Origin of the sequence: Pseudomonas syringae group sp. 26L6, from assembly GCF_032587815.1 — a bacterium.
Taxonomy (GTDB): Bacteria; Pseudomonadota; Gammaproteobacteria; order Pseudomonadales; family Pseudomonadaceae; genus Aquipseudomonas; species Aquipseudomonas amygdali.
The window spans coordinates 285,157-300,000 of sequence record NZ_JAWHPJ010000018.1; the positions used below are offsets into that span (position 1 = coordinate 285,157).

The 14,844-nt window shown below is 57.1% G+C and carries 17 protein-coding genes (1 of these 17 only partly in view); 9 read left to right on the plus strand and 8 right to left on the minus strand.

The window, feature by feature from the left end; all coding sequences use genetic code 11:
- The first annotated feature begins 178 nt into the window (after positions 1–178).
- From RYA97_RS08940 to RYA97_RS08955, 4 genes are read left to right on the plus strand one after another with little or no spacing between them, the layout of a single operon-like run.
- On the plus strand, positions 179–778 hold the full coding sequence (locus RYA97_RS08940; RefSeq protein ID WP_058408573.1) for an aminodeoxychorismate/anthranilate synthase component II: 600 nt from the start codon (positions 179–181) through the stop codon (positions 776–778).
- Positions 779–799: 21 nt separating this feature from the next.
- The gene (gene trpD, locus RYA97_RS08945; protein ID WP_004663830.1) at positions 800–1,849 is read left to right on the plus strand and encodes an anthranilate phosphoribosyltransferase; all 1,050 of its coding nucleotides are present in this window, start codon (positions 800–802) and stop codon (positions 1,847–1,849) included.
- Positions 1,846–2,682: an indole-3-glycerol phosphate synthase TrpC gene (trpC, locus tag RYA97_RS08950; RefSeq protein ID WP_005781013.1), complete on the plus strand. Its 837-nt coding sequence runs from the start codon at positions 1,846–1,848 to the stop codon at positions 2,680–2,682. The genes trpD and trpC overlap by 4 nt, the downstream gene beginning before the upstream one ends.
- A gap of 29 nt (positions 2,683–2,711) precedes the next feature.
- A complete protein-coding gene (locus RYA97_RS08955) occupies positions 2,712–3,407 on the plus strand; it encodes a biotin/lipoate A/B protein ligase family protein (RefSeq protein WP_057413346.1) in 696 nt (231 codons plus the stop codon).
- Positions 3,408–3,418: 11 nt separating this feature from the next.
- Here the strand turns inward: RYA97_RS08955 and crp are convergent, their stop codons facing one another.
- A complete protein-coding gene (gene crp / locus RYA97_RS08960; RefSeq protein ID WP_005743964.1) occupies positions 3,419–4,063 on the minus strand; it encodes a cAMP-activated global transcriptional regulator CRP in 645 nt (214 codons plus the stop codon).
- A gap of 209 nt (positions 4,064–4,272) precedes the next feature.
- On the opposite strand from crp, the gene RYA97_RS08965 reads away from it, so the two are divergent.
- Entirely contained in the window at positions 4,273–4,695 is a 423-nt protein-coding gene (locus tag RYA97_RS08965; protein WP_002551945.1) for an OsmC family protein, read from the plus strand.
- A gap of 242 nt (positions 4,696–4,937) precedes the next feature.
- Positions 4,938–5,732: an adenosylmethionine decarboxylase gene (gene speD / locus RYA97_RS08970; protein ID WP_002551946.1), complete on the plus strand. Its 795-nt coding sequence runs from the start codon at positions 4,938–4,940 to the stop codon at positions 5,730–5,732.
- 76 nt (positions 5,733–5,808) lie between these two features.
- Here speD and coq7 read toward each other — a convergent pair whose 3' ends face one another.
- From coq7 to hemJ, 5 genes are all read right to left on the minus strand, one after another.
- Complete coding sequence (coq7, locus tag RYA97_RS08975) at positions 5,809–6,456, minus strand: 2-polyprenyl-3-methyl-6-methoxy-1,4-benzoquinone monooxygenase (protein WP_002551947.1); 648 nt, start codon at positions 6,454–6,456, stop codon at positions 5,809–5,811.
- 122 nt (positions 6,457–6,578) lie between these two features.
- The gene (locus RYA97_RS08980) at positions 6,579–6,917 is read right to left on the minus strand and encodes a histidine triad nucleotide-binding protein (RefSeq protein WP_004660762.1); all 339 of its coding nucleotides are present in this window, start codon (positions 6,915–6,917) and stop codon (positions 6,579–6,581) included.
- 103 nt (positions 6,918–7,020) lie between these two features.
- Positions 7,021–7,797 carry an SDR family oxidoreductase gene (locus RYA97_RS08985; protein WP_316892169.1) on the minus strand — a complete coding sequence of 259 codons (777 nt, stop codon included), beginning with the start codon at positions 7,795–7,797 and terminating at the stop codon, positions 7,021–7,023.
- A 63-nt stretch (positions 7,798–7,860) separates the two neighbouring features.
- The gene (locus tag RYA97_RS08990) at positions 7,861–8,769 is read right to left on the minus strand and encodes a DUF805 domain-containing protein (RefSeq protein WP_316892172.1); all 909 of its coding nucleotides are present in this window, start codon (positions 8,767–8,769) and stop codon (positions 7,861–7,863) included.
- Between the two features lie 108 nt (positions 8,770–8,877).
- A complete protein-coding gene (gene hemJ, locus RYA97_RS08995; RefSeq protein ID WP_004660765.1) occupies positions 8,878–9,306 on the minus strand; it encodes a protoporphyrinogen oxidase HemJ in 429 nt (142 codons plus the stop codon).
- Positions 9,307–9,439: 133 nt separating this feature from the next.
- Here hemJ and argC point away from each other — a divergent pair, with 133 nt between their 5' ends.
- Entirely contained in the window at positions 9,440–10,474 is a 1,035-nt protein-coding gene (gene argC, locus RYA97_RS09000; RefSeq protein ID WP_316892174.1) for an N-acetyl-gamma-glutamyl-phosphate reductase, read from the plus strand.
- Positions 10,475–10,573: 99 nt separating this feature from the next.
- Positions 10,574–10,924, plus strand: a complete 351-nt coding sequence (gene erpA / locus RYA97_RS09005) for an iron-sulfur cluster insertion protein ErpA (RefSeq protein ID WP_002551953.1) — start codon at positions 10,574–10,576, stop codon at positions 10,922–10,924.
- 62 nt (positions 10,925–10,986) lie between these two features.
- Here erpA and RYA97_RS09010 read toward each other — a convergent pair whose 3' ends face one another.
- Together RYA97_RS09010 and RYA97_RS09015 are read right to left on the minus strand one after the other, a co-directional pair.
- The gene (locus RYA97_RS09010) at positions 10,987–12,081 is read right to left on the minus strand and encodes an anhydro-N-acetylmuramic acid kinase (RefSeq protein ID WP_004663838.1); all 1,095 of its coding nucleotides are present in this window, start codon (positions 12,079–12,081) and stop codon (positions 10,987–10,989) included.
- Between the two features lie 3 nt (positions 12,082–12,084).
- Positions 12,085–13,503 carry a peptidoglycan DD-metalloendopeptidase family protein gene (locus tag RYA97_RS09015; protein WP_005743959.1) on the minus strand — a complete coding sequence of 473 codons (1,419 nt, stop codon included), beginning with the start codon at positions 13,501–13,503 and terminating at the stop codon, positions 12,085–12,087.
- 201 nt (positions 13,504–13,704) lie between these two features.
- Here RYA97_RS09015 and tyrS point away from each other — a divergent pair, with 201 nt between their 5' ends.
- Positions 13,705–14,844 carry the 5' portion of a tyrosine--tRNA ligase gene (gene tyrS, locus RYA97_RS09020; protein WP_010194979.1) on the plus strand. Its footprint extends 72 nt past the window's final position, so only the first 1,140 of its 1,212 coding nucleotides appear in the window; it begins with the start codon at positions 13,705–13,707; its stop codon lies off the right edge, out of view.

Below are 14,844 nucleotides of genomic sequence, written 5' to 3' on the forward strand. Positions count from 1 at the left end.
TTGGCGTTGGCGCGCCTGACTATTTCCTTGCCGGCCCTGCCGGACCCGTACCTGTATGCCTTCGATTTTGTGATGTTTTTCTCCGTCCCCCGGCCTTATGGCTGACGAGGGGATGCATGAGTGAAGCAGAATCCGGAAGGCCTGAATCAAGTCAGTAAATCAAAAGGTTGATAGCAAAATGCTGCTGATGATCGATAACTACGATTCGTTCACCTACAACGTCGTGCAGTACCTCGGTGAGCTGGGGGCCGATGTCAAAGTCATTCGTAACGACGAACTGACCATTGAACAGATCGAAGCCCTGAACCCCGAACGCATCGTGGTCTCGCCCGGCCCGTGCACACCCAATGAAGCCGGTGTCTCGCTTGAAGTGATCAAACATTTCGCGGGCAAACTGCCGATTCTGGGTGTGTGCCTGGGGCATCAGTCCATCGGGCAGGCCTTTGGTGGCGATGTGGTGCGTGCGCGCCAGGTGATGCACGGCAAAACCAGCCCGGTGGTGCACGAGGACGGCGGCGTGTTCGAAGGCCTTAATCATCCACTGGTGGTAACCCGCTACCACTCGCTGGTGGTAAAAAGCGATACCTTGCCCGAGTGCCTGGAAGTGACCGCCTGGACTGCGCTGGAAGACGGCTCGGTTGACGAGATAATGGGCCTGCGTCACAAAACGTTGAACGTGGAAGGGGTACAGTTCCACCCTGAGTCGATTCTGACCGAGCAGGGCCACGAGCTGTTCGCCAACTTTCTCAAGCAGAGCGGCGGCCATCGTCAGGGCTAAGGATTTTTTATGACTACCCCCATGAACATCAAAAGCGCGCTGAACCGCGTGGTCAACCAGCTGGACCTGACCACTGACGAGATGCGCGACGTCATGCGCGAGATCATGACCGGCCAATGCACCGAAGCGCAGATCGGTGCGTTTCTGATGGGCATGCGTATGAAGAGTGAAACCATCGATGAGATCGTCGGTGCTGTTTCGGTCATGCGTGAGCTGGCAAGTAGTGTCGAGCTGAAAACACTGGATGGCGTTGTAGACATCGTTGGCACTGGCGGTGACGGCGCGAATATTTTCAACGTGTCCACGGCGTCGGCTTTTGTCATCGCCGCTGCTGGCTGCACGGTGGCCAAACACGGCAACCGCGCAGTGTCGGGCAAGAGCGGCAGCGCCGATCTGCTGGAAGCCGCCGGGGTTTATCTGAACCTTACGCCTGTTCAGGTGGCTCGCTGCATCGACAGCGTGGGCATCGGTTTCATGTTCGCCCAGTCTCATCACACGGCCATGAAGCACACGGCCGGGCCGCGCCGCGAGCTGGGGCTGCGCACACTGTTCAATATGCTCGGCCCGCTGACCAATCCGGCGGGCGTTCGTCACCAGATCGTCGGTGTGTTCAATCAGGCGTTGTGCCGGCCGCTGGCCGAGGTGCTGCTGCGTCTGGGCAGCAAGCATGTACTGGTGGTGCACTCGCAGGACGGCCTGGACGAGTTCAGTCTGGCCGCGCCGACCTTCGTTGCCGAACTGAAAAATGGCGAAGTGACTGAATACTGGGTACAGCCCGAAGACCTGGGCATCAAAAGCCAGAGTCTGTATGGCCTCGCTGTGGAGAGTCCGGCAGTTTCGCTGGAACTGATTCGTGATGCGCTTGGGCGACGCAAGACCGAGAACGGGCAGAAAGCCGCGGAAATGATCGTGCTTAATGCCGGTGCCGCGCTCTATGCTGCCGATCATGCGACCAGCCTGAAAGAGGGTGTGGCCTTGGCACACGATGCCCTGCACACCGGCCTTGCGCGGGAAAAGCTGGAAGAGTTGGGTGCCTTCACGGCAGTATTCAAACAGGAGAACGAAGCATGAGCGTGCCAACCGTACTGGAAAAGATTCTTGTCCGAAAGGCCGAGGAAATTGCGGCCCGTCGAGCAATTGTCAGCCTCGCCGAACTTGAACAACAGGTCGCCAGCGTCGATGCGCCACGTGGCTTTGCCAATGCGCTGATCACTCAGGCCAGGTTGAAGCTGCCTGCCGTCATCGCAGAAGTCAAAAAGGCGTCTCCAAGCAAAGGCGTTATCCGGGAGAATTTTCTGCCGGGCGAGATCGCCAGAAGTTATCAGGCGGGAGGCGCGACCTGTCTTTCAGTGCTCACTGATGTCGATTTCTTTCAAGGTTCCGATGCCTATCTTCAGGAAGCGCGGGCGGCGTGCAATTTGCCGGTGATTCGCAAGGATTTCATGATCGATCCTTATCAAGTGGTCGAGGCTCGCGCGCTGGGCGCTGACTGCATTCTGCTGATCGTGTCGGCACTGGAAGACGCGCAAATGGCTGAGCTGGCCGACGTTGCCAAGCGTGTCGGGCTGGACGTACTGGTCGAGGTGCACGACGGCGACGAGCTGGAGCGCGCACTCAAGACGCTTGATACACCGCTGGTGGGTGTCAACAATCGCAACCTCCACACCTTTGAAGTGAGCCTGGAAACCACGCTGGAGTTGCTACCGCGCATCCCGCGTGATCGCTTGGTCATCACCGAAAGCGGCATTCTCAATCGTGCGGATGTCGAGCTGATGGAAATCAACGATGTCTATTCGTTCCTGGTGGGCGAAGCTTTCATGCGCGCCGAACACCCGGGCGCCGAGTTGCAGCGGCTGTTCTTTCCGGAGCGCAAGCTTGCGGCGAGCGGCCCGTCCATCGACTGACTGAACTGAACACCACGCTGAGGTCCGGCATGCAAGACTCGATCATCGACATCTGCGTCGAACAAGGCTTGCAGGCCGAGCAGGACCTTCTGGCGGCTGTGTGCTCCGGCGCTGCCGATCATGGTTTGCTGTTCTGGCGACCTACTGATCGGGCGCTGGTCATGCCGCGGCGCATGAGCCGCTTGCCGGGTTTTGTCGAGGCCAGCGAGACTCTGGCTGACAATGGATGGCCCGTGTTGTTGCGTGAAACCGGTGGTGAGCCGGTGCCACAATCCTCTGCCACGGTGAATATCGCGCTGGTCTATGCACAGCCCGCTGCTGATGTTGATCGTGACCGCATAGAAACCGCCTACCTGCGCTTGTGTCAGCCGCTGCTCGACCTGCTGGTCGAATTGGGCGGCCAGGCTTCATTGGGCGAAGTGGCAGGTGCATTCTGTGACGGCCGCTTCAACGTCAACCTTGATGGTCGCAAGATGGTCGGAACAGCACAGCGCTGGCGGCAGAGTCAGGGCGGAACGCGTCCTGTGGTGTTGGCCCACGGCGCATTGCTGCTGGATGATGAACGTGTACAGATGACGGGAGCGGTCAACCGCTTCAACGAGCTTTGTGAGCTTGAGCCACGTATTCGGGCCGAAAGCCACGTTGCCTTGCACGAAGTGTTTCCGGATGTCGACGTTCTGCCGCGCCTGGCGCAGGCCTATCGGCAGCTACTCGCTGAACTCTGACTGGCAGAGGTTCAGCGCGTACCGTACACCACCATCGTTTTTCCCTTGACGTTGACCAGGCTCTGCTCTTCCAGGGCCTTGAGCACGCGCCCGACCATTTCTCTTGAACAGCCTACGATGCGTCCGATCTCCTGGCGGGTAATCTTGATCTGCATCCCGTCCGGGTGGGTCATTGCATCTGGCTGCTTGCACAGCTCAAGCAACGTGCGAGCTACTCGCCCGGTGACATCGAGAAACGCCAGATCACCGACCTTGCGTGTGGTGTTGCGCAGGCGCTCGGCCATCTGACTGCCCAAAGCGTAGAGAATTTCCGGCTCCTGGCGGGTCAGCTCGCGGAAGGCGCCGTATGAAATCTCGGCCACTTCGCATTCGGTCTTGGCCCGCACCCATGCGCTGCGCACGGATTCGCGTCCCGGCTGCTCAAACAGACCCAGTTCACCAAAAAAATCCCCGCTGTTGAGATAGGCGACGATCATCTCGCGTCTTTCGTCATCTTCGATCAGAACCGTGACTGAGCCTTTCAAGATCAGAAACAGCGACTCAGAGCGATCACCCGCATTGATGATGTTGCTTTTGGCGGGGCAGCGGCGGCGTTCCGCATGGGGCAGCAGCTTGTCGAGACTGTTTGCTTTGGGCGTAAAAGTTATTGCGACCATGCGTGACTTCCGAAATAAGGTGTATGGCCAAATGGCATACCTGTAGGTATCGGCTGCGCCTGCATTCTCACCAGCTTTTCCAGACGTGTAGGAAGCTATTTGCGAATATTCCTACGCGTTTCCTACGAAAAGCATTTTTCCAATGCGTCCAGGCAGCGTTTGGCGCTGTGCTAAGCTGGCGACCCCTTTTTTACAGTGGAGTCCTGGCGATGAAGGCACGCATTCAATGGGCTGGCGAAGCCATGTTCCTCGGCGAATCCGGCAGCGGTCATGTGGTAGTGATGGACGGCCCGCCTGAAAGCGGTGGCCGCAACCTGGGTGTACGCCCGATGGAAATGGTGTTGATCGGCCTGGGCGGCTGCAGCAACTTTGACGTGGTGAGCATCCTGAAGAAGTCGCGCCAGCCAGTGGAAAGCTGCGAGGCATTTCTTGAAGCCGAGCGCGCGGATGAAGATCCGAAAGTGTTCACCAAAATTCACCTGCACTTCGTCGTCAAGGGCCGCGGGTTGAAAGAAGCTCAGGTCAAACGGGCTATCGAGTTGTCAGCGGAGAAGTATTGCTCTGCTTCTATAATGCTCGGAAACGCGGGTGTGGAGATCACTCACGATTATGAAATTGTCGAGTTGACCTGAACGCCAGACATCCAACGATCATAAAAACGGCGCACACTCTGGCAGACGGCTTCGGACGTCTGCATAATGCGCCACTTTTTCAGGGCGCAGCATGTACTGGTTTTCTGCTGGCGGCCCGAACAGACAACCAAAATCGCCAACGCGAAGAGGTGTTAACCGTCCTACGCAGATGAGCCGGACTCAACTGACGGGCATGCTTGATCACGCGGCTGGCGCCGCACCCATATAGAGAGTTTTTAACGGTGAAAAGCAAACTCAAGCTCCACGGGTTCAATAACCTGACAAAGACCTTGAGCTTCAACATTTATGACATCTGCTATGCGGAAACCCCGCAGGACCAGCAGGCGTATGTCGAATACATCAACAGTGTGTACGACGCAGAACGCCTGACGCGGATTCTGACTGATGTTGTCGATATCATTGGTGCCAACATCCTGAACATTGCACGTCAGGATTACGATCCACAAGGTGCCAGTGTGACCATTCTGATCTCCGAGCAGCCGGTGACGCCTACCGAAAGCCAGATCGAAGAGTCGCCAGGTCCACTGCCGGAAACCATCCTGGCGCACCTGGACAAGAGCCACATCACGGTTCATACCTACCCGGAAATTCACCCGGTAGATGGCATCGCCACGTTCCGCGTGGATATCGATGTGTCGACCTGTGGCGTTATTTCACCGCTCAAGGCGTTGAATTACCTGATTCACAAGTTCGAGTCGGATATCGTGACCGTCGATTATCGCGTGCGCGGCTTTACCCGTGACGTGGAAGGCAAGAAGCACTTCATCGATCATGAAATCAACTCGATCCAGAATTACCTGTCCGAAGACACGCGCAACGGTTACCAGATGACCGACGTGAACGTGTATCAGGAAAACCTGTTCCACACCAAGATGCTGCTCAAGCAGTTCGAACTGGATAACTACCTGTTCGGCGACGCGACCAGCAACTTGTCTGCCGAGCAGCGCGAACAAGTGACCGCCAAGGTCAAACACGAAATGCTGGAAATCTTCTACGGCCGTAACGTAGCCGTATAAGCCCGGATTCCGGACATTAAAAAGGCGCCTGTTGCAGGCGCCTTTTTTATTCGTCCTTATCCGTCCTGATGCATCGTCAGATACGATAAGTCGACTTGGTCATGACCTTGGCCAGTACGCTCATGCCAAACTTGACCGGTGCCGGGAAGCGAAAGCCGCCTGCTTCCAGCGCTGACTCGGCATGGTGTTCTTCATCATTAAGCATCTGTTCCAGAATGGCCCGCGACTTTCCGTCTTCGCTCGGCAATTGCTCAAGGTGCTCACTCAAGTGCTTGCAGACCTGATCCTCTGTCGCCGCGACGAAACCCAGGCTGACCCGGTCGCTGATAACGCCGGCTACCGCACCGATCCCGAATGACAGGCCGTAGAACAGCGGGTTCAGCACGCTGGTATGGCTGCCAAGCTGATGAATGCGCTGTTCACACCACACAAGGTGATCGATTTCCTCTTCAGCCGCATGCTCCATCGCCTTGCGCACCTTGGGCAGCTTCGCTGTCAGCGCCTGCCCCTGGTACAGCGCCTGGGCGCAGACTTCACCGGTATGGTTGATGCGCATCAGGCCTGCAACGTGGCGTGTGTCGACGTCGCTCATCTTGTGATCGGGCTGGACAACCGCCGGGGAGGGGCGCTGCGGATGTGCGCTCAATGGCAGCAATGTGCGCATTGCGCTATCGGCTTGCAGTAAAAGACGGTCGAGGGGGGAATAGTGACGTTCGGTAGCCATGGGCACCTCCGGAAGATCATGTGGGCAGTTTACCCGAATCGGCCGCAGGCAGCAGGGGCTTGTGTCGACCGGCCAGCGAACATAACGGCCGCTGACCGGCTGCAAAGCCCGGAAACGCGGGATCAGCCCGGCGGCCAGTTCATCTGACGCTGACCGAGTACATGCATGTGAATGTGATAAACGGTCTGTCCGCCCAGATCATTGCAGTTCATGACCACGCGGAAGCCCTCTTCACAACCCAGTTCAAGGGCCAGACGCTGCGCTGTGAACAGGATATGCCCCGCCAGGCCTTTGTCTTCTTCGGTCAGATCGTTCAGGGTCCGAATGGGCTTTTTCGGGATAACCAGAAAATGCACGGGTGCCTGTGGGGCGATGTCGTGAAAAGCCAGTACCTGGTCATCTTCGTAGATGATCTTCGCCGGAATTTCCCGATTGATGATCTTGGTAAACAAAGTTTCCACAGCCGTTTGCTCCTTGTCGGTTGATGGTCGTCGCAGGGTATCGCTGTGCAGCAGTGCGCCTGAGTGTACTGAGCGAGACGCCGCTCGCCCAGTCGTTTGTCTGTCAGCGTGGGCAGTACTTCCTGTTGATGTAGCCGCTGATCTGGCGGGCCAGCCAGCGCGAGACCAGGCGCGGGCTGAGCGTCCATAGTCGGGTGCTGAAGCCGGGGATGATCACTACACGGTCCTTTGCCAGTGCGCGAACGGTATACAGGGCCACTTCTTCGGGGCTCATCAGGTTGTCGACATTGACCTGCAACTGCGCGGTACGGAAAAAAGCCGTTCGGGTCGGGCCGGGGCACAACACCGAGACCTTCACCCCGGCCTTCTTCACTTCCTCGCGCAGCCCCTCGGAAAAATGCAGCACATACGCTTTGCTCGCGTAGTAGGTGCTCATCCACGGCCCTGGCTGGAAAGCCGCCACCGAGGCGACATTGAGTATCTGCCCACCACCCTGAATGGCCATGAGGTTGCCGACCGTATGGCACAGGCGCGTCAGAGCGAGGATGTTCAGGTCGATCAGGTCCTGCTCGGCGCTCCAGTCCTGCGCCAGAAAAGGTCCGCACGTGCCGATGCCCGCTGCATTGACCAGCAGGTCAATCTGATGCGCGCCGTCTTCCAGCTCCAGCAGGAAGCCCGAGAGTCGCAGCGGTTCGCCCAGGTCGCATGCACGAAACAGCACTTCCACGCCAAAACGCTGAGTCAATTCCAGTGCAATTGTTTCCAGCAGGTCGCGCTGACGGGCGACCAGAATCAGGCTGCGACCACGGCGTGCCAGCGCTTCGGCCATCGCCAGGCCTATGCCGCTGGACGCGCCGGTGATCAGGGCGTAACGGGTCATGCATTTCTCCATTGAGCATATTGCGCCCGGCAGTCTGCCGAACCGTGAGCAGTCTATTACGTGTCACTGTGTTTCTTTGAGTTCTTTGTTGACATCCACCGGCACGATCAAGGCACTGTCCTGGTCTTGTTCATCGTCGTACGGGAGGGATTGCTCGTACTCGTCGGTCTGCAATTCCAGCTCGTCGCGCAGCATGCCTGCGCCTCCGGCAGTGAGGCCGATCAGAATAATCGGTAGCAGCAACAACCACAGAACGGCCAGCGTCTTTACGCCTTTCGAGTTCGGCGGTGGCGGTGGGCCGAACCGATTGGGGCCTTTTGTACCCGGCAGCAGGACCATGAGGAACGGGAAGACGCTGCCTATGAAGGGCACCATCGTCAGCAGTAAAAGCCAGCCCGACCAGCCCAGATCGTGCAGCCGTTGTATACCGATCTGTGCACCGATGACTGCAAACACCACGAGCACCACTGCGCTCAGCAGCCCGCCAGCGACCAGTGACTCGTTCATCGTCAGCAGGCACACGGCAACCAGCGCCAGTGCCGCTGCGCTCAATACCAGGCTCCAGGCCAGATAGCGCAAACGCCCGATGCGCCCGTTTATGCTCAGGACTTTTAGAGTCGAATGCTCTGGCTGATCACCGCCAACCTGTGCTTTGGGCGGCGCATAGGGCGATATTTCCAGAAGCGCGGGTTTTTGTGCCAGAGCGCTGGCTGTTTCATTGAGGCTCAGGCTGATGTCGCTGTCAGGTTCGATGCGTGCTTCGACGCCTGCGTCATTAAGTGCCTTCAGGTAGCGCTCAGCATCCTTATGGGTCAGCCCGCGCTTGAGCGCAACGGGCTGGCCGTTGAACAACTTTTGCACTGCGCGAGCTTCACTTTTGAACAACCCCGCAAGGTTGGCCTTCGCGGTATCAAGCTCGACGCCTTCACGCACCTGTCCTTCAAATACAATCTTGAAGAGGGAATCGGCCATACAGGGCTTCCTTGTCTTGTGGTTGGGGACAGTACCGGGCGCTTGCGTTACACATTGCGTAAAGCCGAGCGCCCTGGTGTGTTACTGGAGAGGCCGAATGCTTTCCGGTCAGAAGGGTTTGACGATGACCAGAATGACGATAGCGATCAGGATCAGCACAGGAATCTCGTTGAACCAGCGATAGAACACATGGCTGCGGCCATTCTCTCCACGGGCAAAGCGTTTGACCTGTGCGCCACAGACATGGTGATAGCCGATCAGCAGGAACACCAGTGCCAGCTTCGCGTGCATCCAGCCCTGACTGAAATAGCCGCTGACGTCAAAGCTGATCAGCCAGCCGCCGAAGACCAGCGTTGCGATCATCGCCGGGGTCATGATGCCTCGGTAGAGCTTGCGTTCCATCACCATGAAGCGCTCGCGGCTGACCGTGTCCTCACTCATCGAGTGATAGACGAACAGTCTTGGTAGATAGAACAGGGCTGCAAACCAGCAGACCATTGAAATGACATGCAGCGCTTTGACCCATAGATAGAGCATTTTTGATTATTCCCAGGTTCACGGTGGCCGAATAGTAGTGTCTTGTGCGTCCGTACGTCACGTTGTCGGTTGTCGCAGAGGCGATAGGCTCCTATTATCGACCGCTTTCCAGTTGTTTCGTTGAGGGCAGGTTATGGTCAAGGTCGGTATTGTCGGCGGCACGGGTTACACCGGGGTCGAGCTGCTGCGTCTGTTGGCACAGCATCCGCAGGCAGAAGTAGTGGTCATTACCTCGCGCTCGGAGGCCGGCATGCCAGTCGCCGAGATGTACCCGAACCTGCGCGGGCACTACGACGGCCTGGCTTTCAGCGTACCTGACGTGAAAACCCTGGGTGCCTGTGACGTGGTGTTCTTCGCCACGCCCCACGGTGTCGCTCATGCACTGGCCGGTGAACTGCTTGCGGCAGGCACCAAGGTGATCGACCTGTCTGCCGACTTCCGTCTGCAGGACCCGGTCGAGTGGGCCAAATGGTATGGCCAGCCGCACGGTGCTCCGCAGCTGCTGCAGGATGCGGTTTACGGATTGCCGGAAGTCAATCGCGAACAGATCAAGAATGCTCGGCTCATCGCCGTGCCCGGTTGCTATCCGACAGCTACACAATTGGGTTTCCTGCCGTTGCTTGAGGCGGGCATTGCCGACAACACTCGCCTTATTGCCGACTGCAAATCTGGCGTGAGCGGTGCCGGACGTGGCCTGAGCATTGGTTCTCTGTATTCGGAAGCCAATGAAAGCTTCAAGGCCTACGCCGTGAAGGGCCATCGTCACCTGCCTGAAATCACTCAGGGCCTGCGTCGCGCTGCGGGCGGTGATATCGGCCTGACGTTTGTTCCGCATCTGGTGCCGATGATTCGTGGCATTCATTCCACCCTCTATGCGACAGTCGCTGATCGTTCGGTGGACCTGCAAGCGCTGTTCGAGAAGCGCTACGCCGACGAGCCTTTTGTGGATGTAATGCCCGCTGGCAGCCATCCCGAGACCCGCAGTGTGCGCGGAGCCAACGTTTGCCGCATCGCGGTACACCGTCCGCAGGACGGCGATCTGGTTGTCGTGCTGTCGGTTATCGACAATCTGGTCAAAGGCGCGTCAGGTCAGGCGGTTCAGAATATGAACATCCTGTTTGGTCTTGATGAGCGCGCCGGTTTGTCTCACGCGGGCATGATGCCGTAAGCACTGCCGCCGTCCAGCAAATAGTTGACCGATTTTCTAGGAGAAGCGGATAATGCCGTCATTACGCATTACGACGGCTAACGCCGGGAGATATCTGACATGAGTGTCGAATCCTTCACGCCTACCGCTTTGGAGTTCACTCCGAATGCAGCGCACAAGGTGAAAACCCTGGTCGACGAAGAGGGCAATGATCGTCTCAAACTGCGTGTATTCGTTACAGGTGGCGGTTGTTCAGGTTTTCAGTATGGTTTTACGTTTGATGAAGACGTGGCCGACGATGACACTATCGTCGAGCGCGAGGGCGTAAGTCTGGTTGTCGATCCGATGAGCTTCCAGTACCTGGCTGGCGCAGAGGTCGATTATCAGGAAGGACTTGAGGGTTCGCGATTCGTGATCAAAAACCCGAATGCTTCCACGACCTGTGGTTGTGGCTCGTCGTTCTCGATCTGATTGAAGCTTGTTGTAAACAAAAACGCCGCTCATTGAGCGGCGTTTTGCGTTCAGGCACGAGGTCAGGCGGGGTAGATCGCGCCCAGAACACGTCTGCCTTTAGCGCCGGTTACCGTTGGGCGGTTGGCCGGTACGCCTTCGAGGCAGCAATGAGCCAGCCAGGCAAATGCCATGGCCTCAACCCAGTCAGGGTCCACGCCAAACTTCTCGGTACTGCTGACCTCGGTGTCAGGCAATAGCTCTGCAAGGCGTTTCATCAGCGCCTTGTTATGTGCGCCGCCGCCACAGACCAGAAGCTCCTTGGTGATCGCTTGTGCCGATTGCAGGGACTCTGTGATGGTCAATGCAGTCAGTTCCAGCAGCGTGGCTTGCACGTCTTCAGGTGTCAACGTTGGCAGCTGGAACAGATGATGGTGCACCCAACCCAGGTTGAACACTTCCCGACCGGTGCTTTTTGGGCCTTTGGTCAGGAAAAACTGATCGCTGAGCAGTTTCTGGAGAAGCGCTTGATCAACCTCGCCGCTCGCCGCCCATTCCCCGTCCTTGTCGTAGCTTTCATGGCGCTGGGATTGTATCCAGGCATCCAGCAGCACGTTACCTGGACCGCAATCGAAGCCTTCGACCGGGCGATCGGATTCGATCAGGCTCAGATTGCTGAAGCCGCCGATGTTCAATACAGCGCGGTGGTCTTTGTTATCGTCGAACAGTGCTTCGTGGAAGGCGGGCACGAGCGGTGCACCCTGTCCGCCTGCGGCGATGTCGCGACGACGAAAATCGCTTACCACAGTGATTTCTGTCAGCTCTGCCAGCAGCGCCGGGTTGCCGATCTGAATGCTGTAGCCGCGCGCAGGTTCATGACGAATAGTCTGGCCGTGGCTGCCAATGGCGCGAATCTGAGCAGGCACCATGTTTTGATCTTCAAGCAAGGTCTGCACGCCCTGTGCGACCAGCCTGCACCACTTCTGCTCGGCGATTGCTGCGCGTGCAAGCTCATCGACGCCACTGGAGCAAAGCCCCAGCAGTTCGGCATGCAGATCTTCCGGCATCGGGATGTAGTGAGTAGCCAGAAGCCTTGAGCGGTCATCCTGCTTCAAAAGGGCGATATCAATCCCATCGAGACTGCTGCCGGACATCACACCTATATAGAAGAAGTCCATGGATTACCTTTTATTCGAGGCCAGCGTGGTGGCCTTTTCCTGATCCATGCGCGCCATCAACGGCTGGCTTTGTTGCATGAACCGCTGTTTTTCGGATTTGGCGATCGGATCCGCCATCGGAAGCTTCTGGCCCAGCGGGTCTACGTGAACGCCATTGACCTGAAATTCATAGTGCAAGTGCGGGCCAGTAGACAAGCCGGTAGTTCCAATATAGCCGATTACCTGACCTTGCTTAACGGTTCCGCCGGTTTGTATGCCTTTGGCAAAGCCTTGCATGTGACCGTACAGCGTGCGGTAGGTATCGCCGTGCTGGATGATGACGGTATTGCCGTAACCGCCGCGACGGCCAGCGAGCAGAACCTTGCCGTCGCCGGTTGCCTTGATCGGCGTACCGCGTGGCGCCGCATAGTCGACGCCCTTGTGCGCACGGATCTTGTTGAGGATAGGGTGTTTGCGACCCATCGAAAACATGGAACTGATGCGGGCAAAGTCTACCGGGGTGCGGATGAATGCCTTGCGCATGCTGTTGCCGTCGGCAGTGTAGTAATTGGTATTGCCTTGCTTGTTGGTGTAACGAACGGCGGTGTAGGTCTTGCCGCGGTTTGTAAAGCGAGCGGAAAGGATATTGCCTGTGCCGACGCTTTTGCCGTTGACCACTTTCTGCTCATACACCACGTCAAACTCGTCACCCTTGCGGATGTCCTGCGCGAAGTCGATGTCGTAGCCGAAGATGTTGGCCATGTCCATTGTCATGCTATGAGTCAGGCCAGCGCGCTGCGCGGATTGCGAAAGTGAGCTGTTGATCACGCCATGCACATACGCATTGCGCACATTGGGCTTGCTGATCTCGCGATTGAAAACGAAGCCGGAAGCCGATTTCGACAGGCTGATGGTCTCGAGCTCGCTGAGTTTGGTATGCAGTTGCTTGAGCTGGCCGTCAGGCGATAGTTCGAACTGCAAGGTTTGCCCGTTCTGCAGCTTGGTGAACTGTTTGGCCTGCTTGTCGCTGGCCAGTACTTCATGAACGGTAGCGGCTGGCAGCCCGACTTTTTCGAACAGAGTCGAAAGCGTGTCGCCCTTGCTGACGATCACTTCCCGATGGTTAGGGTCTTTGGCTGGTGCCGGCTTTTCTGCGTCAGACTGTGCTGTGGCGGTGTCTTGAGCCTGGTCATCTGCATTGTCGATCTGGGCAAATGGCGATTCAGTGGTTTCAGGTGTGGCTTGAGCAGCGTCTGGAGCGTCTTGGTCTTGTACGTCCTGATCCGGCATCTCCAGATCAAGGGAAAGGTTCGTTCGTTTGGCTTCAACTTCGCTGGAAGGGAAAACCAGGAGAGCCAGGCTCAACAATGCGGCAATGCCGCTTGCAGCGAGCAGGTGACTCTTCGGATAAAGCGGGGGCGCTTTAGGCGGTGTGTCTTTCATAGGTAATTTGACTTTGAAAAAGGTGAAATGGAAAAGATGAATGACATGATGAAGATGAAATAACTGTATAAAATATAACCAAAACCTGCTCGAAGCAACCCTTCCCGCGTATCAGTCACTGATTCGCAGGCGAACGCTGGGCAAAACTTGTAATTGGGCTCTGATCTTGTAAGGTTGGTTCCCTTTGAATTGGGGGCTGAAATGAAGTCGGTTGAAGAGCAGCTGGCGCTGATCAAGCGCGGTGCAGATGAACTCCTGGTCGAGGCCGAACTGGTCGAGAAGCTGAAGCGTGGCCAGCCACTGCGTATCAAGGCTGGTTTCGACCCGACAGCGCCCGATCTGCACCTTGGACACACGGTGCTTATTAATAAGCTGCGCCAGTTTCAGGACCTGGGGCATCAGATCATCTTCCTGATCGGTGATTTCACCGGCATGATCGGCGATCCGAGCGGCAAAAGCGCCACGCGTCCGCCGCTCACCCGTGAGCAGGTTCTCGACTACGCCGAAACGTACAAGTCTCAGGTTTTCAAGATTCTCGATCCGGCCAAAACCGAGGTGGCGTTCAACTCCACCTGGATGGACAGGCTGAGCCCGGCTGACTTCATTCGATTGTCTTCTCAGTACACGGTCGCCCGTATGCTTGAGCGTGACGATTTCGACAAGCGCTATAAAAGCAACCAGTCCATCGCCATCCACGAATTCCTTTACCCGCTGGTGCAGGGTTACGACTCTGTGGCCTTGAAGGCTGACGTCGAACTGGGTGGTACTGATCAGAAATTCAACCTGCTGATGGGGCGCGAGCTTCAGCGCGCTTATGGGCAGGAGCCGCAATGCATTCTGACCATGCCGCTGCTGGAAGGCCTGGATGGCGTGAAGAAGATGTCCAAGTCGCTGGGCAACTACGTTGGTATTCAGGAAGCGCCGGGCATTATGTACAGCAAGCTGGTATCGATTCCGGATTCGCTGATGTGGCGCTACTTCGAGCTGCTGAGCTTCCGTTCGATGGAAGAGATCAATGGCTTGAAGGCTGATTGTGAAGCGGGTGCCAATCCGCGTGATATCAAAATCAAGCTGGCCGAAGAGCTGGTCGCCCGTTTCCATGGTGAAGAAGCTGCCGCCAATGCGCATCGTTCTGCGGGCAACCGTATGAAGGAAGGCGAGTTGCCAGACGATCTGCCGGAGATCTCCGTGGCTGCTATAGAGGATATGCCGATCTCGGCCGTCCTTAATAAAGCAGGGCTGGTAAAGAACGCTGCAGTCGCTCGCGATCTGTTGGCATCTGGTGGTGTGCGTATAGATGGTGAGGTGGTGGATCGCGGCTTTGTATTCAAGCTAGGTGCA

Coding starts and splice junctions, on each gene's coding strand:
- hemJ (WP_004660765.1), bottom strand. CDS start 9,306: ATGCTCTATCTATGGGTCAAAGCGCTGCATGTCATTTCAATGGTCTGC.
- coq7 (WP_002551947.1), bottom strand. CDS start 6,456: ATGGCTACCGAACGTCACTATTCCCCCCTCGACCGTCTTTTACTGCAA.
- trpD (WP_004663830.1), top strand. CDS start 800: ATGAACATCAAAAGCGCGCTGAACCGCGTGGTCAACCAGCTGGACCTG.
- RYA97_RS08990 (WP_316892172.1), bottom strand. CDS start 8,769: ATGGCCGATTCCCTCTTCAAGATTGTATTTGAAGGACAGGTGCGTGAA.
- crp (WP_005743964.1), bottom strand. CDS start 4,063: ATGGTCGCAATAACTTTTACGCCCAAAGCAAACAGTCTCGACAAGCTG.
- RYA97_RS08955 (WP_057413346.1), top strand. CDS start 2,712: ATGCAAGACTCGATCATCGACATCTGCGTCGAACAAGGCTTGCAGGCC.
- erpA (WP_002551953.1), top strand. CDS start 10,574: ATGAGTGTCGAATCCTTCACGCCTACCGCTTTGGAGTTCACTCCGAAT.
- RYA97_RS09010 (WP_004663838.1), bottom strand. CDS start 12,081: ATGGACTTCTTCTATATAGGTGTGATGTCCGGCAGCAGTCTCGATGGG.
- RYA97_RS08985 (WP_316892169.1), bottom strand. CDS start 7,797: ATGACCCGTTACGCCCTGATCACCGGCGCGTCCAGCGGCATAGGCCTG.
- argC (WP_316892174.1), top strand. CDS start 9,440: ATGGTCAAGGTCGGTATTGTCGGCGGCACGGGTTACACCGGGGTCGAG.
- RYA97_RS08965 (WP_002551945.1), top strand. CDS start 4,273: ATGAAGGCACGCATTCAATGGGCTGGCGAAGCCATGTTCCTCGGCGAA.
- RYA97_RS08940 (WP_058408573.1), top strand. CDS start 179: ATGCTGCTGATGATCGATAACTACGATTCGTTCACCTACAACGTCGTG.
- RYA97_RS09015 (WP_005743959.1), bottom strand. CDS start 13,503: ATGAAAGACACACCGCCTAAAGCGCCCCCGCTTTATCCGAAGAGTCAC.
- trpC (WP_005781013.1), top strand. CDS start 1,846: ATGAGCGTGCCAACCGTACTGGAAAAGATTCTTGTCCGAAAGGCCGAG.